The 22204-nt window shown below is 68.5% G+C and carries 19 protein-coding genes and 6 pseudogenes; 14 read left to right on the top strand and 11 right to left on the bottom strand.

The window, feature by feature from the left end:
* The 5 genes and pseudogenes from CIB93_RS39330 to CIB93_RS34175 form a co-directional block, all read right to left on the bottom strand.
* Positions 1-185 (bottom strand): transposase (locus CIB93_RS39330; protein WP_373558832.1); only part of this gene is annotated, 185 nt, incomplete at its 3' end.
* Positions 182-799: an SMI1/KNR4 family protein gene (locus CIB93_RS34190; RefSeq protein ID WP_096632589.1), complete on the bottom strand. Its 618-nt coding sequence runs from the start codon at positions 797-799 to the stop codon at positions 182-184. The genes CIB93_RS34190 and CIB93_RS39330, both read right to left, overlap by 4 nt.
* A gap of 229 nt (positions 800-1028) precedes the next feature.
* Positions 1029-2012, bottom strand: a complete 984-nt coding sequence (locus CIB93_RS34185) for a GNAT family N-acetyltransferase (RefSeq protein ID WP_096632588.1) — start codon at positions 2010-2012, stop codon at positions 1029-1031.
* A 42-nt stretch (positions 2013-2054) separates the two neighbouring features.
* A pseudogene (locus CIB93_RS34180) lies at positions 2055-3295 on the bottom strand (IS256 family transposase).
* Between the two features lie 418 nt (positions 3296-3713).
* Positions 3714-4418 (bottom strand): TIGR02679 family protein, encoded by a 705-nt coding sequence (locus tag CIB93_RS34175; protein ID WP_096632586.1) that lies wholly within the window; start codon positions 4416-4418, stop codon positions 3714-3716.
* Between the two features lie 38 nt (positions 4419-4456).
* Here CIB93_RS34175 and CIB93_RS39705 point away from each other — a divergent pair.
* Both CIB93_RS39705 and CIB93_RS34165 read left to right on the top strand, forming a co-directional pair.
* Positions 4457-4501, top strand: a pseudogene (locus tag CIB93_RS39705) (hypothetical protein); the annotation flags it as partial.
* Positions 4502-5023: 522 nt separating this feature from the next.
* Positions 5024-5866 (top strand): S8 family serine peptidase, encoded by an 843-nt coding sequence (locus tag CIB93_RS34165; RefSeq protein ID WP_257002491.1) that lies wholly within the window; start codon positions 5024-5026, stop codon positions 5864-5866.
* A 20-nt stretch (positions 5867-5886) separates the two neighbouring features.
* Here CIB93_RS34165 and CIB93_RS34160 read toward each other — a convergent pair whose 3' ends face one another.
* Together CIB93_RS34160 and CIB93_RS34155 are read right to left on the bottom strand one after the other, a co-directional pair.
* Positions 5887-9279, bottom strand: coding sequence for a hypothetical protein (locus CIB93_RS34160; protein ID WP_257002490.1), 3393 nt, complete (start codon positions 9277-9279; stop codon positions 5887-5889).
* Between the two features lie 149 nt (positions 9280-9428).
* Positions 9429-10307 (bottom strand): helix-turn-helix transcriptional regulator, encoded by an 879-nt coding sequence (locus tag CIB93_RS34155; protein WP_306454836.1) that lies wholly within the window; start codon positions 10305-10307, stop codon positions 9429-9431.
* Positions 10308-10493: 186 nt separating this feature from the next.
* Here CIB93_RS34155 and CIB93_RS34150 point away from each other — a divergent pair.
* The 5 genes and pseudogenes from CIB93_RS34150 to CIB93_RS34130 all read left to right on the top strand — a co-directional run.
* Positions 10494-10849 (top strand): annotated as a pseudogene (locus CIB93_RS34150) (transposase family protein); the annotation flags it as partial.
* A 288-nt stretch (positions 10850-11137) separates the two neighbouring features.
* The gene (locus CIB93_RS34145; RefSeq protein WP_096632583.1) at positions 11138-11728 is read left to right on the top strand and encodes a phosphoesterase; all 591 of its coding nucleotides are present in this window, start codon (positions 11138-11140) and stop codon (positions 11726-11728) included.
* The gene (locus CIB93_RS34140; protein ID WP_096632581.1) at positions 11725-13305 is read left to right on the top strand and encodes an alkaline phosphatase; all 1581 of its coding nucleotides are present in this window, start codon (positions 11725-11727) and stop codon (positions 13303-13305) included. The genes CIB93_RS34145 and CIB93_RS34140 overlap by 4 nt, the downstream gene beginning before the upstream one ends.
* A pseudogene (locus CIB93_RS39325) lies at positions 13277-13454 on the top strand (Zn-dependent oxidoreductase); the annotation flags it as partial. The gene CIB93_RS34140 and the pseudogene CIB93_RS39325, both read left to right, overlap by 29 nt.
* A 634-nt stretch (positions 13455-14088) precedes the next feature.
* Positions 14089-14817: pseudogene (locus CIB93_RS34130) on the top strand (transposase); the annotation flags it as partial.
* 38 nt (positions 14818-14855) lie between these two features.
* Here the strand turns inward: CIB93_RS34130 and CIB93_RS39700 are convergent.
* The 3 genes and pseudogenes from CIB93_RS39700 to CIB93_RS34115 form a co-directional block, all read right to left on the bottom strand.
* Positions 14856-15098 (bottom strand): integrase core domain-containing protein, encoded by a 243-nt coding sequence (locus CIB93_RS39700; RefSeq protein WP_096632591.1) that lies wholly within the window; start codon positions 15096-15098, stop codon positions 14856-14858.
* 58 nt (positions 15099-15156) lie between these two features.
* Positions 15157-15660, bottom strand: a pseudogene (locus CIB93_RS39695) (IS3 family transposase); the annotation flags it as partial.
* Positions 15661-15757: 97 nt separating this feature from the next.
* The gene (locus CIB93_RS34115) at positions 15758-16057 is read right to left on the bottom strand and encodes a transposase (protein ID WP_096632579.1); all 300 of its coding nucleotides are present in this window, start codon (positions 16055-16057) and stop codon (positions 15758-15760) included.
* Positions 16058-16099: 42 nt separating this feature from the next.
* Between CIB93_RS34115 and CIB93_RS34110 the strand changes: the two genes are divergently transcribed.
* From CIB93_RS34110 to CIB93_RS34080, 7 genes are all read left to right on the top strand, one after another.
* Positions 16100-16573 carry a nitrilase-related carbon-nitrogen hydrolase gene (locus tag CIB93_RS34110; protein ID WP_096632577.1) on the top strand — a complete coding sequence of 158 codons (474 nt, stop codon included), beginning with the start codon at positions 16100-16102 and terminating at the stop codon, positions 16571-16573.
* Between the two features lie 273 nt (positions 16574-16846).
* Entirely contained in the window at positions 16847-17602 is a 756-nt protein-coding gene (locus CIB93_RS34105) for an alpha/beta fold hydrolase (protein WP_096632576.1), read from the top strand.
* A gap of 560 nt (positions 17603-18162) precedes the next feature.
* A complete protein-coding gene (locus CIB93_RS34100) occupies positions 18163-18492 on the top strand; it encodes a hypothetical protein (protein ID WP_096632575.1) in 330 nt (109 codons plus the stop codon).
* A 118-nt stretch (positions 18493-18610) separates the two neighbouring features.
* A complete protein-coding gene (locus tag CIB93_RS34095; RefSeq protein ID WP_096632573.1) occupies positions 18611-19156 on the top strand; it encodes a hypothetical protein in 546 nt (181 codons plus the stop codon).
* A gap of 236 nt (positions 19157-19392) precedes the next feature.
* Entirely contained in the window at positions 19393-19908 is a 516-nt protein-coding gene (locus CIB93_RS34085) for a hypothetical protein (RefSeq protein ID WP_096632570.1), read from the top strand.
* Positions 19908-20051, top strand: a complete 144-nt coding sequence (locus CIB93_RS38280) for a hypothetical protein (protein ID WP_179500340.1) — start codon at positions 19908-19910, stop codon at positions 20049-20051. The genes CIB93_RS34085 and CIB93_RS38280 overlap by 1 nt, the downstream gene beginning before the upstream one ends.
* A 13-nt stretch (positions 20052-20064) precedes the next feature.
* Positions 20065-21006: an IS5 family transposase gene (locus CIB93_RS34080; RefSeq protein ID WP_257002488.1), complete on the top strand. Its 942-nt coding sequence runs from the start codon at positions 20065-20067 to the stop codon at positions 21004-21006.
* On the opposite strand, the gene ltrA is transcribed toward CIB93_RS34080, so the two are convergent.
* A partial coding sequence (ltrA, locus tag CIB93_RS34075; protein WP_107470999.1) for a group II intron reverse transcriptase/maturase occupies positions 20996-22204 on the bottom strand: 1209 nt, incomplete at its 5' end. The genes CIB93_RS34080 and ltrA overlap by 11 nt on opposite strands.

The following is a 22204-nucleotide window of genomic DNA, read 5'->3' as shown; positions in this document are numbered from 1 at the left end:
GCGTCCGCTCTGGCTTGGGCGGCCCGGAGCATCCGTTCGAACGTGCCGTCCAGGGCCCACCGGCGGAACCGGGTGTGCAGTGTGGCCCAGGGACCGTACCGCTCGGGCACGTCACGCCAAGCGGTCCCGGTGCGGAACTTCCACACGATCCCGTTAAGACGTCGTCTCAGTTGGTGCGGGATCACATTCCGCGGTCTGGGCCGTATGCCTCGCGAGTGGGCTGGCCTGGTCCTGCAGGTGGGTACTCCAGACCCACGGGGCCGGGGTAGAAGGCCGCGCTGTCCCAACCGGTCATCTCCTCGCCGACGAGGTGGCGGTACAACCACTCGGCGAAGGTCATGGGGTGTCCGGCCCAGTCGCCCTCTGCCCCTTGGACCACCACGCCGTCGGAGAAACCGTGGACCGACGAGGCTACGAAGACCGCAGCTCCTTGATCGGTGGCGGCGATGGGTATGAGACCTTCGGAGGTTCCGAAGCTGAGCTGGGGTAGTTGGCAGAAGACGCGAGGATCGTCGTCCGGCCCAGTGATGTAGGACTCCCATCTGCTATCAGCCCAGACTTCTGATGCCGAGCGGATCTCCTCGCCCAGGTTCCACCAGCTTGACGCAGGGTGAGAAAGGGTGAGGTGGCCGTTGATCTGCACTGGCGCATACGCGTCGACGATCTGTTTGTAGTCCCCCGGAAGCGTCTTGCCGAGTTCTTCCTCCAGGCTGAGCCAGGCCGCAGGGTCGGCGTAGCGTTCCTCTCCGGGACCCAGCATCGCGAAGATGGCCTGCAGGTAGTCCGTCATGGCGGTCATGCCTCTCGAAGATGCTTGCCGGGAATCGTTCGAGCCAGCATCGAGCACCTTTCCTGTCGACGGCTGGCCGGGGTCCTCGTTGTCATGGCATGGAGATGGGGCGGCAACTGGTGCCAGACAGGTTGTGGGAGCTTTTCCTTCGCGTGATGCCCGAGGCGCCTGTGCGTCCGCGGCGAGGGAGGCATTGTCAAATCCTGTGGACTGACCAGACAGCCCAATGGCCGTTCGATCAAGTAAGCGGCTTGCGGTAACGGACGTACTCGTTCTGCCGCCGGAACCCCACACTCTCGTAGAGGTCGTAGGACCGGTGCGGATTTGCCGTGCCCGTGAACAGCCGGGCGGTCATTGCACCCTGCTCGCGAAGGCTCCGCAGACCGTCCAGCAGCAGCACCCGGCCGATTCCGAGGCGTCGCTGGTCCGTCCGGACACTCAGCTCTTCGACCTCGCCCACGGTGTGGTCGTGACGGCGGATGGAGCAGAGGGCGACGCCGACCATGTCCTGCCCGTTCCAGGCAGCCCTCCAGCATGCCGGGTTGGCGGTGTCGACGAAGTCCTGGAAAGGCCATCTCTGAGTGAAACCGGTGTCCGCATACGAATCGACGACCGTCCTCCAGGCTTCACGGTAGTGGCTTGTCCCGATCGGCCCTGTCCGTATCCCGGCTGGCAGTTCGCTGCCCGGCTCGGGCACCTGCTGCAGATCGCCCAGCTCCAGCTCGACCAGGCTGAAGACACGTCGGTAGCCGGCTGCGCGCAGAAGTGCCGTGGCGTCCTGCTCGGAGGCCATGGCGTTCGCGCCGATCACTGCCGTCCGCGCCGTTCCGTGCTGTTTGACGAGTCGGCGGATCCGTTCTTCGGCCCAGCTCAGCATGGTTGAGCCGATGCCCTGGCCGCGATGCTCGGGCAAGAGGTGGCCGCGGTGCAGGTATAGCCACGTGTCGTCCCGCTCTTGCCACCACCGGATCGTCGAGTAGCCGACGACGCTCCCGTCGCGCACCACCAGGATCTGGTTCTTGGACGGCTCCTCCAACTTGGCAGAAGCTTCGGCGATCTCGGCCGCGGTCGGGAGCCCTTCCACTACCGAATAGGCATCGACCTGGTCCTGTTCAGCACAACCCCGCCGCACCGCGGCCATGGCTCCGTGGTCTTCGTCGCCGCGATACGGCCGGAACCCGAAGCCGACCGGAAGCTCATGTCCTGCCGTGCCATCCGACATGACCGGATGATCTCGAACTTCGAGGCAGGTCCGCCACCCTATTCACGCCGCGGTCGTCCGCGGCCGTTCAACGAGCTGGCCGCGTTCAAAGCGGGCCCCGGCTCGGACGAGGGCGACGAGGTGGGGTGCGTTCACGGCTCGCCAGCGGGCCTGGGCGGACTCGACGAGCTTGAAGACCATCGCCAGACCGGCGGCCCGGGATCCGGCGCCCTTGGTGACCTTGGTCCGCAGCCGGACGGTCGCGAAGGTCGGCTCGATGGGGTTGGTTGTCCGCAGGTGGATCCAGTGCTCGGCGGGGAAGTCGTAGAACGCCAGCAGCTCGTCCTCGTCATCGACGATCTTGGGGAACTTCGCGCCGTACTGCCTGGCGAACGCCTTGACTGCGGCGGCCGCGTGCTCCTTGTCCTCGGCGTTGTAGATGTCCTGGTGGCCTTCTTCGCCGCGGGCTGAGCTGACTTCGGGAGGCTGTCGAGGCAGTTGGCCGTTTTGTGAACCCAGCATCTTTGGTGGCGGGTTTCCGGGAAGACCTCGTTCAACGCGTTCCAGAAGCCCAGGGCACCGTCGCCGACGGCGAGGACGGGAGCGCGCATGCCGCGCCGCTGGCAGTCCCGCAGCAGGCTTGCCCAGGACTGCGAGGACTCGCGGTAGCCGTCGGCCATCGCGATCAGCTCCTTGGTTCCGTCCGCGCGCACGCCCATGACGACCAGGACCGCGGCCTTCGCCTCCTCCAGCCGTATGCGCAGGTGGATACCGTCGGCCCAGACGTAGACGTAGTCCGTGGCGGACAGGTCGCGCTCGCTGAACGTCTTGTGGTCGGCCTGCCACCGGGTGGTCAGCCGGGTGACGGTGGCCGGGGACAGGCCGGCCGAGGAGCCGAGGAACTGCTCCAGCGCGGGCACGAAATCCCCGCTGGACAGCCCGTGGAGGTAGAGGAGCGGCAGCACCTCGCTGATCTTCGGGGACTTGCGGCACCACGGCGGCAGGATCGCCGAGGAAAACCGCTTGCGCTCGCCGGTTGCCTCGTCGATGCGCCTGTCGTTGATGCGCGGGGCCTTCACCTCGACCGTCCCGGCCGCGGTGGTCACCGAGCGGGGCTGGTGATAGCCGTTGCGGACCACCAGGCGGCGCCCGTTCTCGTCTTGCTGGTCGGCCAACTCGGCTATGTAGGAGTTGACTTCAGCCTCCAGAGCGGCGGCCGGCATCCGCCGCGCGCCCTCGCGGACGATGTCGTCGATCAGGGAGCCAGTCTCGGTCGTTCCATCGGCATTCACTACGCTCAGCACGGGCGTGCCTTCCCGACCGACGGTGCAACGTCGGCCTGCTCGATGACCAGAAGTCGATCACTCGGGAAGGTACGCCCTTCGCGTCCAACCCGAGGCCGATCCACAGGTCATGAGCATTGCTCCGCGATCGATCGACGGGAACAGTAACTCCTCCAGCCGGACTACTACTTCTGCCACGGGCCGAACTGCCAGCCACACCGCATTGGGGACAGATCATTTTCAGGCAGCTTCCCCAGGGCCCGCTCGCCCGGCGAACGTCACTCAGCGTGGTGATCCACGGAAGATGAGCCAGAACCGATTCTCGTGACCATAGCCAGTCCATGCTGTGCAGAAGTGGTACATGGTTATGGCTGAGCGGTGTGGCGCGGCAGCGTTTGGGTGCGCTGGGATTGGTTCCCTGTTGGAGACGGGATGGTTCTCAGCGTGCCAGGTCGTCCAGGAGACATGAGGCGACTGATTCCTCCAGCACGGCTGTCCCGTGCTCTGTCATGGCTGTGGCCAGTGCCGGGTCCCAAGGCACTGGAGTCAGCCGTCCGATCAACGGTCCTCGCGGGTTGAGGCTGAGGGCGTCGAGGTAGTTCGTCGCTGCCATCTGCCAGGGAGTTGCCGATGTCTTGTCCATGACGTGGGCGGCGATGCGAATTCCTTCGCCGTCAAAGTCGCCGTGGTAGTGCAAGGTGGCTCCTTTCTCGGCGAGCAGTCGCAGGAGATGGATCGCTGCGCTGTTGGGCCAACCCGCGGTGCACACCAGGGCGGGGCAGCGTCTGCCGAAGCGGTTGAGTGCCATGGCCATGACGCTGGGGTTCTCGGTGATGTGGACGTGTCCGGCGGGAAGGCCGAAGTCTTCGGGGGGGCGCAGTTGGGCCAGGGTGAGGAAGGTGGCGTGGCCGGCTTCGGTGGACAGAGTCGTGAGTTGGCTCAGGAGCCCAGAGCCGGTGGGGCGGAGGCCTGCGGTGAGGACGGTGGTGGAGAGTCCGTCGTCGGCGACGCCGGCGCGGGTCCATAGGGCGCGGCGTTGTTGTGCGCTTTCGGGAGGGTCTTGGTCGTAGAGGGTGGCGAGGGCGCGCAGGGTGAGGGTGGACAGTCGGGTGCCGTCGTCGAGGGCGTGGGAGTTGCCGTGGATGAGGCGGGCGGCGAAGTGAGGACCGGGCCGCGAACTTCGTGGCCTCCCGGTACGAGGCCGTGTATCTGAAGACCTTCGAGGCGTTCGCCGGCGACTACGCGCTCACCTCGATCAACGTCCACCCGGCGGCGGTCGGCGGCGGTCGGCGGCGACCAGGACGTCATGAGCTTCACCGTGACCTACACCAGCCGCACCACCGACCTCACGGAGAAGTACTCCGTACTGGTCTCCACCCAGTATATGAATCCCTATCTGCTGACCCGTCTCGGGCCAAGCCTCTGAGATGAGGTGATCGCTGTGACAATTCCCGGATTCACCGCCGAATCGAGTGTGCGCGGCGCCTACGGCGTCTTCCCCGCCCAGGTCTCCTACGGCACCTGCTCGGACGAGTGCGGACACTTGTGTAGCCGTAGGTGCACGAACTCCTCGAACCGGCCCCAGTGCTGGCAGAAGTGCCGGGACAGCTGCATCGATGACTGCCTCTGCACTCCGACCTGCACCACGAGGACCTACTGCGACGCATACGGAACGACCGTAGAGGTCGAAACCTGCGTGGACTGCGAGGGGAACGAGACGAAATCGCGACCGAGGAGAATCAAGGCCACGTGCGACTGACCGGCGTCCTAGACCCGGCCCATCTGTCCGCCCTCACGGCACGCACCGCCGGACGCCCCGATGTCGTGGTCGGTGTGGTCGACGGAGCCGTCGACCACACGGACCCGGATCTGGCGCTCCAGCCCGTACGGTTCGTCGGCGCCCCGGTCCCCGCCCGGGACCCGGGCGCTCCCCCGGGCCATGGGACGCTCGTCGTCTCGTTGCTCGCCGCCCGGCCCACCGCCCCCACGCCCGGTATCTGCCCGGGCTGTTCCTTCGTCGTACGTCCCGTCCTCGGGGTTGACGTCCCGCCCGCCGCACCCGCCGACCTGGCCGACGCGCTGGCGGATGTCGTCGCCGCCGGTGCCCGGGTGGTCAATCTGAGTCTGGCGCTCGAACGCCTCCCGGCCGCGGGCCCCGCGGACGACCCCGGTATCGGCATGCTGCTCAACGCCGTCGAACTGGCCCGCGGTCACGGGGTTCTCGTGGTCGCCGCGGCGGGCAACGACGGCGAACTCGGCGGCCCCCCGCTCGTCCGCCACCCCTGGGTGATCCCGGTGGTCGCGTGTGACGACGCGGGACGGCCTCTGCCCACATCGACGCTGGGCCGGGCGATCGGCCGCCACGGTCTGACAGCACCAGCACTCCCCCGCGGGCTCTCCGGTACCAGTGCCGCCGCGCCCGTCGTCACCGGGGCCGTGGCGCTGCTGTGGTCCCTCTTCCCGGGCGCCTCCGCCGAAGCGGTACGGGACGCGGTCACCAGGCCCCGGCCCCCGGCGCGCCGTACGTCCGTGGTCCCCCCGCTGCTCGACGCGGCGTACGCGTACGACGTGCTGCGCGACGTATCGGCGTAACCCTCGAAGCGCCGCAGGGATCAGATGGGGATCGTGTCGAGGTACGAGACCCGGCGCGTCGTCCGGCCCGGCTCCGGGCTGTCGGGCAGGACGTCGTACTCCCGTACCACCACGCGCATCGGCCGGGATCCCACGGCCGCCGGAAGCTTGACCTCCCGGGTCCACACCCCAATCGGCCCGGGGGGCGGCTCGCGGTTCATCCGCACGGGCGGCGCGCTGTCGAGGTCCATCCAGCCGGCGTCGTCGGGCAGCAGCGGGGTGCGGAACTGCACGCCCACGGTGAACTCGGACGTCAGGCCGTCCCGTCCGGGCGGCGGCTCCGGTGCCACGACCGAGACCTTCACCGGCGAACCCGCCGCCGTCCCGCCGACTTCGATCTTCGCGCGCCGGTAGGCGGGGAGCTGGACCCAGCCGGCGTCGACCACGGGGGATGCCCGCAGGTCCTCGGGGGCCGTCAGCGAGTCGGGCTGGAGCCGGACCACCATCAGGTGGACGAAGGGCTGGTAGAGGGTGTTCCCTCCCTTGAACCGTACGTCCGCGTACCATAGGTGCCGCTGCTGGTCGTAGTCGACGGGGAAGCCGAGGGCGTGGCCCTGGTCGAGGCGTACGTCGACCGCGCGCTCGTCGAGGTTCGCGGGGGTGGGGTACGCCATGGTGGGCGCGTTCCCCTTGTCCCGGATCGGGTCACGGCCCCAGGCGGTGGCCCATTTCTGTACCGACGGGTCGGTCGAGGTCGTGGCGTCGACGACCCGGACGCCGAGGAGTTCGCCCTCCCCGGTGAGATACCAGGGCCGCTTGAGATGGACCCGGATCGTGCCCTCGTTGCGGATGCTGGTGGTGGTGCTGCCCGCTTTGGTCCGCTGCCAGGCGAAGGCGGGCACCACCGAGTGCACCACGGGCGCTGGAGGTCGTACGGTCGACTGCACGTGGAGCGTGACCGGCGGCCCGGCGCGGGTGACGGGGGGCACGACGTACGAGACCTCCACCGACGCGCCGTTCGTGATCGCCCCGTTGGCGATGCGGGTGACCTCGCCCGTGTCGTCGTTCACGGTCACATCCGTACCGACGCGGTATGTCGCCCCGGGCCGGGCCGGGGTGCCGTCGGGGTTGAGCGCCGGGACTGCGGCCCGTACGACGGCTGTGCCCGGGACGAAGGCCTGGGCGATCTGCTCGGGCGTGGTGCCATTGAGGACGACCGTACGACGTTGGGTGAAGTACGGCACGAAGCGTGACGCGCCGACGGGTGTGTAGGTGATGAGCCGGTGGCGGGTGTCCCCGGGGTCGTGGCGGCTGCGGAACGGCATGTTCTTCAGCGCCGGGCCGCCGGGGGTGCCGAGGGAGTCGGTCTCCGGGCGGAGCACGGCCGACGCCGCGGACGTCACCAGTCCGTTGCCGGTCAGGTCGGAGTACTCGGTCCACGACGCCTGGGTGTGCACGGTGAGGGTGGAGGCGCCGTGGACGGCCATCGTGGCCTCGTCGAGGGCGTACACGGTCTGTGCGGGCTCCCGTAGGACGCGCGGCCCCGCGAAGGCCGGCGGGGTGACGGGGCAGCGGACCGCGTGGACCATTGTCAGCCCGGTCGTCGGGGTGAGCTGTCCGATCCGGCCCGCGAGGACGGCCCGGAGGGCGGCTTCGTGGTCGGCGGCGGACAGGGCGGAGATGCTGTCGTCACGCTCGCTTCTCCCGGCGGGCCCGAACTGCTCGGGTGCGGGGCTCGCCGCCTCCGCGAGGAGTTCGTGGACATCGGATTCGGCGCCTTCGGTACGGGTTCTGATGGCCGGTCCGGTCCCGGCGTCGTAACCGGTGCCGTTCCCGGTGTCCGGGCCCTCGTCCGAGTCGCCGTCCGGCTCCTCGCCCGCGCTCACCCGCTCGGTGTACCACCGCCACTGACCCAGCAGGTCCTCGTCGCCTGGCGCCAGCATCGAGCTGAGTACGGCGGGGAAGGACGCGGCCGGATGCAGCTTCACGCGGATCGTCCGGGTGGCTGCGTCGGCGACGGCCGTGGACTGGGTGCTCCCGATCGGTCCGGCCTCGACGATCAGCCGCATCGGCAGCCGCTGGTACCAGTCGGCGCCCCCGGCGGGCCAGGTGGTGAGCAGTTCGGGGGTGCCCGGTACGCCGCGCAGGGCCGCGCCCCGGCACAGCGGGTCGGGCAGCCACGGCAGTTCGATCGTGTCGGTGTCCTTGTACGGGCTGCCGCCCGCGCCCGGGTCCGGGGTGCCGGTGATCTTCCCGCCGTCGTACTTCGTCAGCAGCGCGTGGACGGCCGGGTCGGGCCGGTGTCCGGCCGCGAGGTCGAGCACGCCGTGCCGTTCCGCCAGTTCCACGGAGGCCTTCGGCGCGAGCAGATGCCGCTCGCAGGTGGGCCCGGCGACGGGGGCGGTGGGGTCGGCGTTGTCGGTCCGGACGACGAGGTCGACCGGGGATTCGCCCGCGGTGATGGGACGGCGGAGCACTATGACGGGCGCGGGCACCGGGTCGTAGCGGGAGAACCGCAGGGGAACGGTGGCCGGTTCGCCCGATGCGGGGGCGGTGGTGAAGGGGGTGCTGCGGCCCGCGAGGTCGACCAGGCGGGCGCGGAAGCGGTAGGTGCGGCCGAAGCGGAGGGCCGGCAGGGTGTTGTCGGGGCAGTCGACGGCGGCGGCGAAGGGCAGGGCGGGGTTCGTCTCGGGGCCGGGGTCGGTCACTTGGCCGTCGACGCCGATGGTCCTGCCGTGGGGTTCGGTGACCAGGCTCCAGTTGTTCCAGCGGAAGACGGCCTGGGTGAGGCGCCCCGTATCGTTGCCGTCCTCGTCGGCGCCGCGGGTGATGGCGTCGGTGACACAGCCCTCGTCCTTAATGGGCAGGGTGCCGTAGTCGTCGACGGTGTACTTCCCTTCGCGGCGGCAGAGGGGGTACCAGCGGTTCGAGCCCGCGTCGTGGACGTCCACCCGGATGCCCTGCTGGACAGTGGACGCGTCCAGGGTCTTCGCGTCGCCCTCGCCGCCGTCTTTGAGGTCCTTGTCGATGGCGGCGACGACGTCGAGGATGTTCTGAAAGGTGACCTGGCGGTTCGCCTCGGCGACGAAGATGCCCGCGGAGCGCAGCGCGGGTGGCTTGGTCTCAGGTGGGGCTTCGTCGCGGGGCAGGGACTTCAGGGCCTGGGCGTAGTTCTGGAGGGCGAGTCCGCCCGCGTCGAGGTCGACGTCGATCGGGGTGTAGACGCTACTGTCGTTCAGCGGCAGGAAGAGGGAGCCCGAGGTGCCGTCGGGGCGGGCGAGGGTGAGTTTCCCGTTGCGGGCGAAGCACCTGGTCCGTGGCCGGTAGTTCTGGATGAACTGGAGCTGGTGCGGTACGGCCTGGATGGTGACGGGCTCGTTCAGGCCCGTGGGGAGCGAGATGGTGAAGCGGCGGACCAGCCCGAGGGGGACCATCAGCGTCGGGTGGTCGGCGAGCGCGGCGAGCAGGGCGTTTGTTGATTCTGCGACGGCACGCGCGGATCCCCCGCCCGCGCGTGCCGTCGCTTCGGATGGTGCGACGCAGACGACTATCGCGCGGCAGACAGGACCCGGCGATCCTTTCGTCAGGGGCCGAAACCATGGGTGGTGGCGGCCAGCAGCGCGGCGCCCAAGCGTGTGGTCGTGTGCAGTACGGCCTTGCCGTCGCGGCGGGTCGTGATCAGAGCGGCCCGGCGCAGTACGCTCGCGTGCTGGCTGGCGGTTGCGGGCGAGATGCCCAGGCGACAGGCCAGCTCCGTCGTGCTGCACCCGTCGGCCACAGTTGCGAGTACGGCGGCTCTGGTCCGCCCGACCAGGTCCTCGAGCGCCCCCTCGGCAGATTCTCCGACAAGCCACTGTGCGGAGTCGTTCATCTCCCCGCCGACCGTGGGCAGCGCCAGGACGGGCGACTGCTCCGGGTCCGCCAGGTTCTGCAGTACCTCCACCTGCCGGGAGGAGAACACCGTCGGAGCGATGACGAGCCCTCGCCCCCGCAACTGGATGTCCGCGTCGTGGGGATGATGCACTTCCAGGACGGGAGGCCGCCAACGGACCAGCGGAGCACATACCGTCTCCAGTAGCCCCTCGACTCCGTCCTCGGCCATCGTGCGCGCATAGCCGTCCCGGGCTGAAGCGAGGTGGATGCGTATCTGGGGCCAGTACGGTGCGACAGCCACCCTGTGGCAAGCCCGTAACGCCTTGGCCAGTTCCCGACGGGCTCCACGGTCGCCTGCGGCAAGGGCCCGGGCCCACCCTCGGTGAGCGGGATGGATGTCGAGGTACTCCACTTCCAGGCGTGTCATCGCGCGGGAAGCCGCCAGCAGGTTGTCGACCGCCTCGTCGATACACGTGGCGCCCCCGGTGAGGGTCGCGATATCGATCTGCGGCCCATGAGTGGGCATCAACGCCAGCAGGGGGGAAGCTTGTTCGCGGAGCGACCCGCCCAGCCCACTGGTCACCGACATCCGCCAGCTGCGTAAAGCCGGGGCCCTGTCCCTGCCCCTCTCCCGCAGTCGTTGGACACTGTCCAACGTCTCAGCGGCCACACCCAGGGTGCTCTTCACCCTGGTCCGCCCGAGGTCCTCTGCCGTGAAATGAATACGTTTGGCCATCATCGCTCCGTTCCCCGCCAAATCCAGCGTTCCGTGCTGACGCTGCACGAGCACAGCCCAGACTTCGTCCTACTGGACGGGACCCTCGCCGAGTGCGACCGCGTCGGCGACAGCCGGGCGGACAGGTCCTCACCGATCCGGCCCGACGAGCTGCTGTGGATCTCGCCCGCCCTGCCGGGCCGCACTCATGATTTCACCGCGGCCCGTACCCACCGGATGATCCAGATCTGCGAACGCCAGGGCGTCCCCGTCCTCGCCGACCGCGCCTGCACAGGCGCCGGCCCCTGGGTCACTACCGGACTCGAACGACCACCGGGGCGGCGAGCTCACCCTCATCTCAGCGCACAGTCAACCGGGCCCTGGCCACGGTCCGGGCACCAGTCGAACGCCGCATGTAGGCGCCGCTGGTCAGACGCGCACGGTGCCTCAAGGTATCTGGGACCGGACATCTGCTTGGCGGACGAGCGCAGCACTTGGCGGATCTTGCTTCCGTAACGCTGTTTCGCTGCTGTGCGCTACTGGATCTTCCATTGATGGTCCCTTCCTTGTGTTTTGCGCATTTGCTACTCGTACTTGTCCGTACAGGTTACTGAGAAAGTTTGGTGAAGGGCTTCCCGCGGTTCATGCGGGGCTGGTGTGATGCGTGGCGCGACAACACAGCAGAACACCCAGGGGAGACGTGGATGAATCTCGTTGTGAACGGCGACGCGGAGAGTGGGCCGGGAGGAAGTGCGGAGCCGGTCGGCTCGGTGAACGGCTGGAGGATCGCGCAGGGCGCACCCGCGCTGATCGACTACAGCTTCGGCGGAGGGTACCCGGGCCCGTCCGACCCCGGCCCCGCCCAGCGCGGCAGTCGGTTCTTCTCCGGGGGGAACTCGCCCCGTACGGCACTGGTCCAGGACATCGATCTGCCGCAGACCGGGGCGACCGGGCGCGCGGCTGTTGACGCGGGCCGTGTCCGGTACGCCGTACGCGGCTGGCTCGGCGGGTACGCGGGCCAAGAGGACGGAGTGCGGCTGTCCGTGGAGTTCCGGGACGCCAAGGGGACCCCGGTCGCGCTGAGCGTGCTCGGGCCCGTGACCGCGGGCGAGCGCAAGGGGCGTACCGCACTCCTGGAGCGCGAGGCGGCCTCCACGGTGCCGCCGGGCGCCCGCAGTGCACGGGTCCTGCTCGTCTTCACGCGCTCCGGCGGCTCGTCCAACGACGGTTACGCGGACGCGATATCCCTCACCCTTGATGCCGCCACCCTCAACACCGCCGGAGGCCGGTCGTGAAGCTCAACCGCCGTGATCTGCTGAAGGCCGCCGCCGCGTCGGGCGCCCTCGGCGTCGCCTGGCCGCTGGCCGCCGGGCTCTCGCCCGCGCAGGCCCGCGAGGCAGCCGAGGCGCTGGGCGCCGACTACGACCCGGCGCCCTTCACTCTCGGCGTCGCCTCCGGCGACCCGCAGCCCTCGTCCGTCGTGCTGTGGACCCGCCTGGCGCCCGAACCCCTCGCCGCCGAGCAGGACCTTCCCGACGTCGTCGAGGTCGGCTGGGTCGTCGCCGAGGACGCCGGACTGCGCACGGTCGTCGCCCGCGGCACCGCCCCGGCGTCCGCGACCCTCGGCCACAGTGTGCACGTACCGGTCGGCGGACTGAGCTCCGGGCGGCACTACTTCTACGCCTTCACCGCGCTCGGCCGGACCAGCCGTGTGGGCCGTACGAAGACGGCCCCGGCCGGTGCAGTCGGCGCGGTCCGCTTCGCCGCCGCCAACTGCCAGGCCTTCCACGACGGCTTCTACGCGGCGCACCGCGGCATCGCCCGGGAGAACGTCGACTTCGTCGTCCACCTCGGCGACTACATCTACGAGCACGGCCAGGTCGGCGGCGTCCCCGAGAGCCATGTCCGTGACCACGAGGGCGGTGCGACCTTCACCCTCGCCGACTACCGCAAGCGGCACGCCCTCTACAAGGGGGACGCATCGCTGCGCGAGGCTCACGCCGCCCACCCCTGGTTCCTCACCTGGGACGACCACGAGGTGGCCAACGACTTCAGCGGTACGGGCGGGGGTGCCCCCTTCATGCAGCGCAAGGCGGCCGCCTTCCAGGCATGGTTCGAGCACATGCCGCACCGCGACAGCTTCGGCGAGGCCGCGCTGCCGGACCCCGAGATCCACCGCGTGCGCCGCTGGGGCGACCTGCTGGAGCTGACAGTCCTGGACCTGCGTTCGTACCGCTCGGCTCAGAACCTCGCCGACGGCACCATCCTCGGTGCCGAGCAGAAGTCCTGGCTCAAGCAGGGCATCGACAAGGCCCCGGACGCCTGGCACGTCTGGGCCAACTCGATCATGCTCAGCCAGCTGCGCGGCTCGCCGGGCGGCTCGTACATGTTCACCGACCAGTGGGACGGCTTCCTGGCCGAGCGCAAGGAGGTCCTGGGGCATGTGCACAGCAGCGGACTGGAGGACCTCGTCGTCATCACCGGAGACTGGCACTCCGCCTTCGTCGACGACATCCACACGGACTTCGACGACACCTCGTCACCCGTCGTCGGCACGGAGTTCACCGCGCACTCGGTGACCTCGGGCGCGTACTCCGCCGACTGGAACCGGACCAACGGCCCGCGCATGGGCCAGGCCAATCCGCACCTCAAGTACTTCGAGGGCAACCGCTACGGCTACGACGTGTACGAGGTGACCCCAAAGCGCTTCTCCACCCACATGCGGGTCATCGAGGACCGGCGGGACCCGACGTCCCCCGTTTCGACCCTGACCACGTTCCATGTGGACCGGGGCACGGTGGGCTCGTACGAGGACGAGGCGACGAGGAACTCCCCTGCGCAATATCGCCGATCCCGCACGAATCGACCGTGATCAGCCGTCCAGCGGCCTTGTGGTGAGGAAGTGCCCGGACCCGCCGACCACCCCGGCTGGACCACCGTCAACGCCAGGGCGGCGCCTCCCTCAACCACCACGACCCGTGGTCCCTGCGCGGTGCGGGCTTCAGTGAGGACAAGTTGCCGACCTCTCAGGCAGCGAGGGCGGTCCGCCGCTGCGGTTGGCCGCGCCTGTGAGCCGTACATACACGGGCCAGTCGGATCGGTCGGCGTTGATCGGGAGTCGGCGGTCAGCATTCCACGATGTGCTGGCGGCCACCAAGACGACCGACAGGGACCTCGGTCTGTTGGAGAGCTCATGGCTCGTGAACTGCTGAGAGGTGGCCCCTGTCGGCGGGCTGAGGACATGAAACCTGGATCCGGGCCTGCCGGGCAGGACCGGTCTTTGACGAGAGATCAAGGTCCCGGAACTACCGAAGGTCTCCGCCCGGCAGGGCGCGGGCGAGGCAGAGCCAGCCGGTCTGAACACAGGGATCAAAGTCCCAGAACGGCGGCAGGCTTCCACCTCGCATCGGGGCCCATGCACTGCCGCGCTCGGGCTCACCGATGAGCTATTAGAACTACCGGTACTCCACCAAGAGCAATGCTCAAGACCTGTGGATCGGACTCGGGAGGGGTGCCTCGCGGAACGCGGAGGGCGTACCTTCCCGAGTGATCGACTTCTGGTCATCGAGTAGGCCCGCGTTGCAGCGCGGGTCGGGAAGGCACGCCCGCGCTGAGCGTAGTCAACGAGGACGGCACCACCCAGAGCGGCTCTTTGATGGACGACATCGTCCGTGAGGGTGCCCGTCGGATGCTCGCCGAGGCCCTGGAAGCTGAGGTCAACCAGTACATAGCTGAGTTGGAGGGCGAGCGGGACGAGGCCGGTCGCCGCTGGTGATCCGCAACGGCCACCACCGCGAGCGGACGGTGGCCACCGCCGCCGGGCCGATGGCGGTGAAGGCGCCGCGGGTGAATGATAAGCGGGTCGACGGTGAGACGGGCGAGCGCAAGCGGTTCTCGTCGAAGATCCTCGCCCCCTGGTACCGGAGGTCCCCGAAGATCAGCGAGGTCCTGCCCCTGCTCTACCTGCACGGTCTGTCCTCCGGGGACTTCGTGCCCGCGATGGAACAGTTCCTCGGCTCGGCCGCTGGGCTCTCGCCGACAACGGTGACCCGGCTGACCAAGCAGTGGCGCGACGACCACTCCGCCTTTCAGGACCGAGACCTGTCCGGATCCGACTATGTGTACGTATGGGCCGACGGCGTCCACCCCAAGGTCCGCCTCGGCCAGGCCCGCTCCTGCCTCCTCAACGCCCTGCCGAGATCAGCCCAGCCCGGCGCGAAGAAGGCGCTGCAGGAGATCTACAACGCCGAGGACCGCGATCACGCCGAGAAGGCGGTGAAGGACTTCGGGCGCGCTTACGGTGCGAAGTGGCCCAAGGCCCGTCAAGAAGATCACCGAGGACGTCGATGAACTCCTGGCGTTCTACGACTTCCCGGGAGAGCACTGAGTTGAAGTTTCCCCGTGATCTCGGACACGTGATCGTTATGCTGCGAGGGCGTGCTGATGCCGCTGCCTGGTCTCGGCCGGGGTGAGATAGCCGAAGGTCTTGTGCTTGCGCAGGCGGCTGCGGTTGTAGAAGGTCTCGATGAAGGAGAAGACCTCCGCGCGGGCGGTGGCCCGGTCGGACCAGGTGCGGGTGCCGATCTCTTCTTTGAGTAGGGCCCAGAAGCTCTCCGCGGCGGCGTTGTCGACACGTGATCCGGTGCGTCCGCAGCTCTGCCGCAGCTCTGCCGCAGCTCTGCCGCAGCCCCAACTTCCCTATTCGTTCATGGAACTGGGTTGACGTGTATTCGCTGCCGCGATCGCTGTGGATCACGCAGCCGGGTTCCAGTCCGTCGCGGCCGTGGGCCATGTCGAGGGCGTCGACGACGAGGTTGGCTCGGTGGTGGTCGGCCATGGCATAGCCGACCACCTCGCGGGTGGCCAGGTCCAGCCAGCAGGCGAGGTAGAGCCAGCCCTGGGCGGTGGGCAGGTAGGTGATGTCGCCGACCGGCTTGGTCCCGGGACGCTCGGCATGGAAGTCACGGCCGATCAGGTCCGGGGCCGGCTTGGCCTTCGCGTCCGGCCGGGTCAGCGAACGGCGCTTGCGCCGGGTGACGCCGCGGATGTCGCGCTCGCGCATCACGCGGGCGACGCGCTTGCGGTTCACGCGTCGGCCCAGGCGGCGCAGTTCGGCGTGGATGCGCGGGACACCGTAGGTGTGGCGGGAGGCGATGTGCAGCACGGTGATCTCGTGCGCGAGCGCGTCGTCGGCGGTCTGACGAGCGCGGCGGCATCGCCCTCGCACCACGCGTAGTAGGAGGAGCGGGCGACCTTCAGCACCCGGCACAGCAGAACGACCGGGTAGTTCGCCTTCTCCGCGTGGATGAACCGGTACAGCTCGCTCACCGGTCGTTGTCCTTCACGAAGAAGGCGGTCGCTTTTTTCAGGATCTCGATCGTCTGCTGCTGTTCGCGGACCTCCTTGCGCAGCCGCTTGAGCTCCTCGCGCTCGGCGCTAGTCAGCTCACTGGGCTCACCCTCGCCCCGGTCCGCCTTCGCCCGTCGGTACCAGCCACGCAGGGACTCCGAACTGATGCCGAGCTCCCGGGCTACGGCGGTGACCGTCTTGCCCGAGGAATCGACGAGCGCGAGCGCGTCACGCTTGAACTCCTCGGTGTGCCGCTTCGTGTACTTGCTTCCCACCTGGTGCTACTTCCTCTGGAACCTCAAGATCCCAGTCTCCAGGTGTCCACGATCACGGGGAGCTTCATCACGGTCGGCGTGCTGAACCGCTATGAGTGCGAGTTCCCGCCGCTGCACCAGTACCTGGCTGAACACGGTGCGCAGATTGTGCTGGGGCCCACCGCAGCTGACGGCCACTTCCGTCTGGCTGACGGCACCATGAGCCGTGTTCCGTACCAGGACGCCACCCGCCACATCATCCCCGCCATGGCCAGCGTCTGGCGTCTGTTCGTCGCCTACGCCAACCGCCGTGGCTGGGAACAGGTCCCCGCCGGCGCCTGGCAGTACCAGGGAAACTCCGGAATCTGGGGGCCCGACGGCGAGCCCCGGGTGGTGGCCACCGCTGAGGACCGCCACCAGGGCTGCCTCCTGATCGCCGACTGCCTGCCCGTGGCCATCCCGCCCTTCAGCCCCGAAGGCCACCACCTGACCGACAACCGCCTCGCCCTCAACCCGGTCCTACGCCCCGCCCGCTGACAACTCTGCCGCGTCGGCGCAGCTCGGAGAGTCCGGCTATGGGAAAGGATCCCGAGCCGAGTCGAGGTGCTGTTGGCGTGCGCACGACGGAACGGAGTGCGTACGCAGAGGTGGGCGAGGACACCCGCTGGGTATGCAACGGCGAGACGACCGGGCGCAGACGCCCCCCAGGACGTCAAGCGGTCACCTGCCGGACTCGGGGACCTGACCTGGAAGGGCGCGTTCTCGGAGGAAAGCGAACCGTTCGCCCGCAACGACGAGAGGAAGCCCGCCATGAGCATTCCCTGCCGCCTGATCGGATCAGGCGACCATAAAGTGCTGGTGCTCCACGACTGGTTCGGCACCAGCGCCGGCTGGGGGCCCTTCCTGGACTACCTGGACGGCGACACCTTCAGCTACGCCTTCCTCGACTACCGCGGCTACGGCGACCGCAAGCACGTCACCGGCACGTACACGCTCGCCGAGATCGCCGAGGACGCCCTCGCCCTGGCCGACGAGCTCGGCTGGGAAAGCTTCTCCCTCGTCGGCCACTCGATGGGCGGCAAGGCGGCTCAGCAGGTGCTGGCCCAGGCCCCGCACCGAGTGCGGAAGCTGGTCGGCCTGGCCCCCGTCCCCGCTGGTGCCTATCCGCTGGACGCCGACGGAGAAGCGCTGTTCTACGGTGCCGCGCAGGACCGCGACAAGCGACGCTCCATCGTCGATCTGGTCACCGGCCGACGCGCCTCCCGGGTGTGGGTGGACCTGATGGTCGACCGCTCCTTGGAGTGGTCGACCCGGGAGGCGTTCGGCGGCTACGTGAAGGACTGGGTCACCGCCGACCTCACGGAACGGATCACCGGCAACCCCGTCCCGGTCAAGGTCATCGTCGGCGAGCACGATCTCGCCCTCACGGCCGACGCCATGCGCGCCACGTGGCTCAGCCACTATCCGAACGCCGAACTGGAGGAGATCGCCAACAGCGGCCACTACCCCATGCACGAGACACCTGTGGCCCTGGCCACCAGCCTCGAGACATTCCTGAACGCCTGAGCCCGCAGCGGCAGCTCCAAGAACACCTGGCGCGCCATCACCATGCCCACGGGCTCCGATCGGGAACCCGCAACAGCGGGCCCCGCCCCCAGTCACGACAGGGAAGACCTCTGCGCAGGTCACCGTCGACTGCCGAGTCAACCTGATCGGCAGGGACACCGGTGTGGGCGACGGAGTCCCCCTCCGCGAGGCAAAACCCGGAACGAGTGAAAGAAGCCGCCCCACAGCCGGGATGACGGTGGGCACGCCCCGCCCCTGCCCCGGGCCCGAAGTGTCATGCCGGGCCCGACGATGGCCGGCCTTCGTACGGGACCACGGCATCAAAGCCCGGTGGTCGGCCGTCACCCCGGCTCGCCTCAACCGCACGTCGGGGTGCGCGGCCTGCCCGTGTGAGAAGTCCCTGGCAGGGCAGGGCGCCTCCCGAGTAGATGCCTATAGCGACCGCGCCGTCACTATGCGCAACGGTTCGGCTTTGCTGCCTGCCTGCGCCACATCATCGTCAAGGACCGACGTGAACGCACTTCTCCGCGGCCGTAGCCGCAGCGCCCCGCTCCTCGGGCCTGCTGCCGCTGCTGGCCATTCTGCTGGCCTGGCCCTCGACCGCCACCGCGCAGGAAGGCCGGCTCAAGGGCTGGGGCGCCAACGAGAGCTATCAGCTCGGCGGCGTGGTCACCAACGCCAAGTACAAGCCCGTGACGGTGCCGGGGCTCACCGACACCGACATCAGGAGCATCGATGCCGGCGCCAGCCACAGCCTCGCCCTGCTCCCCAACGGGACCGTGGAAAGCTGGGGCCTCAACACCAGCGGCCAGCTCGGCATCGGCACCCTGACCAACCAGGACCAGGCGTCCAGCGTCACCGGACTGCGCGGCGTAGCCGCCATCTGCTGACTCTCAGTAGCTGTTTTCGTACCGAACCTGACGACGGTGTTTTCGCTGGTCAGGCATAGGTTCGGTGCTCCCGTGGGAGGGGTGGCCTGTCGTGTCATCGTTCCTGGGGAGGCCGTGGATGCCGTCGGTCGTGGGGTTGCTCGAGCAGCGTGAGCTGGGTGCTCGCCGCCGCGTGGACGAGTTGCGGGAGGAGGCCGACCGCGTCCAGGCCGAGCTGGTCGTGGCCGAGCGGGAATGGAAGGAGTGGGTCATCGCCTGCTCGCGGGTCGGCGAGGTGCTGGGTCCGGTGGACGAGACCGAGGATTACGCCCGGACCGAACGGGCAGTGCCGGCCCAGGGGCAGGCATGGGAGGCATCATCGGCGTCGATGGCGGCGAAGCCGAAGTCGCAGGTGCCGGTGTGGCGCGAGTGGCTGGACGCGTCCGCGCTGTCGATGGACTACCAGCGCATCCTGCAGGCCCTCGCGGACCGGCATCGCCTCCATCGAGGGCCTGTGACCTGCCAGGAGATGGCTGTCTTGTTCGGCCTGGACGCGGTGCCGGCCAAGGTGGAGGCGCTGCGGTCGAAGGCGAAGCGGCTGGTCGCGCGCGGCTGGCTGGCCGAGTCCGCGCCGGGCCGATTCATCCTCGCGCGGAATGTGGCCGGGCCAGACGGCGGGTCATGATCATGGTCATCGACCAGTAGACCATCGCCTCGGCGCTGGTGGTGCGGCGTTCGAAGTCGCGCACCAGGCGGCGGCTTCGCATCAGGTGCGCGAAGAGCCGCTCGACGATCCACCGCTTGGTTCTGTGGAATCTGTTTTGTCAAGTAGTTCAGCCTTTGCCCTGGTTGACGGCGACGATGGGCAGGAGTGTCGCGGTCGTGGGAACTCCGATCTGGCGAGGTGTCGCGCCAGTCGGCGTGGGAACGCCGACCAGCCGTTCCAGCAGTTGCGACCTCAACGGCATCGAGTACGTGGAGGTCCTCGACACCGCGGCCCCGTCCGAGGATCTGCGCCAACTCATTCTGTACGTCCGGCTCGTGCGGCCCGTTCCCGACGGCCTCGACCGGAGCAACGTGGTCATCGAGGGCGGCGAACGCATCCCCACGGTGGAGGTCGGCTGGGCGGCGCCGGGGAACAGTCCCGGCGTCCCGCCCGAGCTGCTCGTCGGCATCGAGGCACCCGACCATGTGCTCGTCGTCCGCACCGCGGACCGCGGGGACTTCTCCACGTACCGGCTGCGGCTCGTCATGAACCGTGAGTCGGACCTCGCGCCCGCCGGCTTCGACCCGCTGCTCGCCGAGGCCGAGTTCGCGTTCAGGGTGGAGTGCCCCAGCGACTTCGACTGCGCCCCCGCCGAAGCCTGCCCGCCCGCGGTGGAGAGCAGCCCCACGATCGACTATCTCGCCAAGGACTTCAGGGCTTCCGCCGGCTGATGCTGGACCGGATCTCGCTGCTCGCACCCGAGTGGACCGAACGCAACCCGGCGGACGTGGGCACGGCCCTCGTCGAGCTGATGGCGTACGTGGCCGACGAACTGCCCTACGGGCCTGTGTCGAAAGTGGATCTTGGGCTGTGAATGATCACGGTTCATGAGTCGGGGAGATCTCACGGACGAGCAGTGGGCGGTGCTGGAGCCGTTGTTGCCAAAGGGGGTCAAGACGGGGCGTCCGCCTGTCTGGACTCGTCGGCAGCTGATTGACGGCATACGGTTCCGGGTCCGGACCGGTATTCCGTGGCGTGACGTGCCCGTCGAGTACGGGCCGTGGGGCCGGGTCTACGACCTGTTCCGCCGGTGGCAGCGGGACGGCACCTGGCACCGGATTCTCACCCGGCTCCAGTCCTTGGCAGATGCCGAAGGGGCGATCGCGTGGGACCTGAGCGTCGACTCCACGGTCTGTCGTGCCCATCAGCATGCGGCCGGGGCTCGCAGGCGGGGCGACCTGCAGAAAGAACCGCCAGGTGGCGTACTCAACGAGCCTCATGACCACGGGCTGGGACGCTCGCGCGGAGGGTTCACCACCAAGCTGCGTCTGGCTGTCGAACAGGGGCAGAAGCCCCTATCGATCGTGGTGACAGCAGGGCAGCGGGGGGACTCGCCGCAGTTCGAACCGGTGCTTGAGAAGGTGCGCGTGCCCCGCCTCGGGCCGGGACGGCCACGAGTTCGTCCCGATCGGGTGCGGGCGGACAAGGCGTACGCCTCCCGCAGAAACCGCGCCTACCTGCGCCGCCGAGGGATCCGCTGCACGATCCCGGACAAGGCAGACCAGGCGCGCAACCGCCAGAAGCTCGGCTCCCGCGGCGGCAGGCCACCGCGTTTCGACCCGGTCGACTACCGCGAGCGCCACGCTGTCGAGTGCGGCATAAATCGCCTTAAAAGGCACCGTGCCGTGGGTGAGGTCGACTCGGGGCGCCCTGCTGGTGTTTCCAACAGTGGGTTTCCCCGAGCCGCCTCCCGAACCCGGCGTGCCCGTCTCCGGGCACCGGGCTCTCCACAAATCCCGTTCCAGGATGTTCAGTTCTTCATGCCGTAGTGGGCCACGGAGTCGGAATGAGTTTTCCCCGGTATCGGTATCTGGTCGTGCTTACCTTGGCCGGGTTGAACAGTTCCGCTTCCTCTGTGGCGGGCCACCAGCCGCCGCCGTAATAGCGCCGACGGAGCTGTTTCCAAGTGACCCCGGGGTGCTTGCGTCGAATCCATCGTGTCACCCTCATCCACGCGTAGTGGCTGAGGTAACAGAAAGCGACGTTCGAGACTCCGGGACGGAAATACGCGCACCATCCCCGCAACACCGAGTTCAGCCGGTGGAGCAAGGACTCCAGCGACAAGCCGACGTTCTGTCGTCCGGTCAGTTCCTTCACCTTTCCCGTCACGGAGCGCACTGACTTCCGTGCCGGGTAGGTGTAGATGTACTGCCGATCAGTGCCAAGTTTCCGGTGACGCTGGATGCGCCATCCGAGAAAATCAAGGCCCTCGTCAATGTGCGTGATATGTGTCTTCTCCACCGACAGGCGTAGGCCCATCGGCTTTAATGCCTCTGCGACCTCGTCGCGTAGTTCCTCGGCATGGTCCCGGCGCCCGAAGACGAGTACGAGGAAGTCGTCCGCATACCGGACCAGCCGGTAGTTGGGCAATCCCCGGCGCCGTCTCCTGCGCCGATCCTCGGAGGTGCCATCTGGTCCTCCGAGGCCCTGGGCAATGTGCTCGTCCAGGACCGAGAGCGCGATGTTGGCCAGCAGCGGCGACAGAATCCCGCCCTGCGGGGTCCCGGTGCGTGTGTCCGTGAAAGCTCCGTCACGGGACAGGATCCCGGACTTCAAGAACGCCTTCACCAAGGACAACACTCGCTTGTCCCCGATTCGATTACGTACCCGCTCCATGAGGGCCGGGTGCGCGATCTCGTCGAAGCACGCCGTGATGTCGCCCTCCACCACCCACTCATATCCGTGGCTGGCGAGGTAGCGGGTCTCGGCGATCGCGTCGTGAGCACGGCGGTTCGGGCGGAACCCGTAGGAACACGGGAGGAAATCCGCTTCGAACACCGGCTCCAGCACCAGTTTCAAGGACGCCTGGACCACTCGGTCCGCCACGGTCGGAATCCCGAGACGACGAAGCTTGCCGTTCGTCTTGGGAATCATCTGCTCGCGGACGGGAACCGGATGGAAGCTGCGGTCTCTTATCTGGGTCCGCAGCTTGTCGAGAAACGCCTCGACTCCTTGCCCGGCTTCGAT

This window comes from Streptomyces sp. WZ.A104, from assembly GCF_002382885.1.
Taxonomy (GTDB): Bacteria; Actinomycetota; Actinomycetes; order Streptomycetales; family Streptomycetaceae; genus Streptomyces.
Note: the sequence above shows the minus strand (reverse complement) of the source record. Positions and strands in the feature narration are given on the sequence as shown.

Coding starts and splice junctions, on each gene's coding strand:
- CIB93_RS34190 (WP_096632589.1), bottom strand. CDS start 799: ATGACCGCCATGACGGACTACCTGCAGGCCATCTTCGCGATGCTGGGT.
- CIB93_RS34185 (WP_096632588.1), bottom strand. CDS start 2,012: ATGTCGGATGGCACGGCAGGACATGAGCTTCCGGTCGGCTTCGGGTTC.
- CIB93_RS34160 (WP_257002490.1), bottom strand. CDS start 9,279: ATGGTCCCCCTCGGGCTGGTCCGCCGCTTCACCATCTCGCTCCCCACG.
- CIB93_RS34155 (WP_306454836.1), bottom strand. CDS start 10,307: ATGTCGGTGACCAGTGGGCTGGGCGGGTCGCTCCGCGAACAAGCTTCC.
- CIB93_RS34145 (WP_096632583.1), top strand. CDS start 11,138: ATGAATCTCGTTGTGAACGGCGACGCGGAGAGTGGGCCGGGAGGAAGT.
- CIB93_RS34105 (WP_096632576.1), top strand. CDS start 16,847: ATGAGCATTCCCTGCCGCCTGATCGGATCAGGCGACCATAAAGTGCTG.
- CIB93_RS34095 (WP_096632573.1), top strand. CDS start 18,611: ATGCCGTCGGTCGTGGGGTTGCTCGAGCAGCGTGAGCTGGGTGCTCGC.
- CIB93_RS38280 (WP_179500340.1), top strand. CDS start 19,908: ATGCTGGACCGGATCTCGCTGCTCGCACCCGAGTGGACCGAACGCAAC.
- CIB93_RS34080 (WP_257002488.1), top strand. CDS start 20,065: ATGAGTCGGGGAGATCTCACGGACGAGCAGTGGGCGGTGCTGGAGCCG.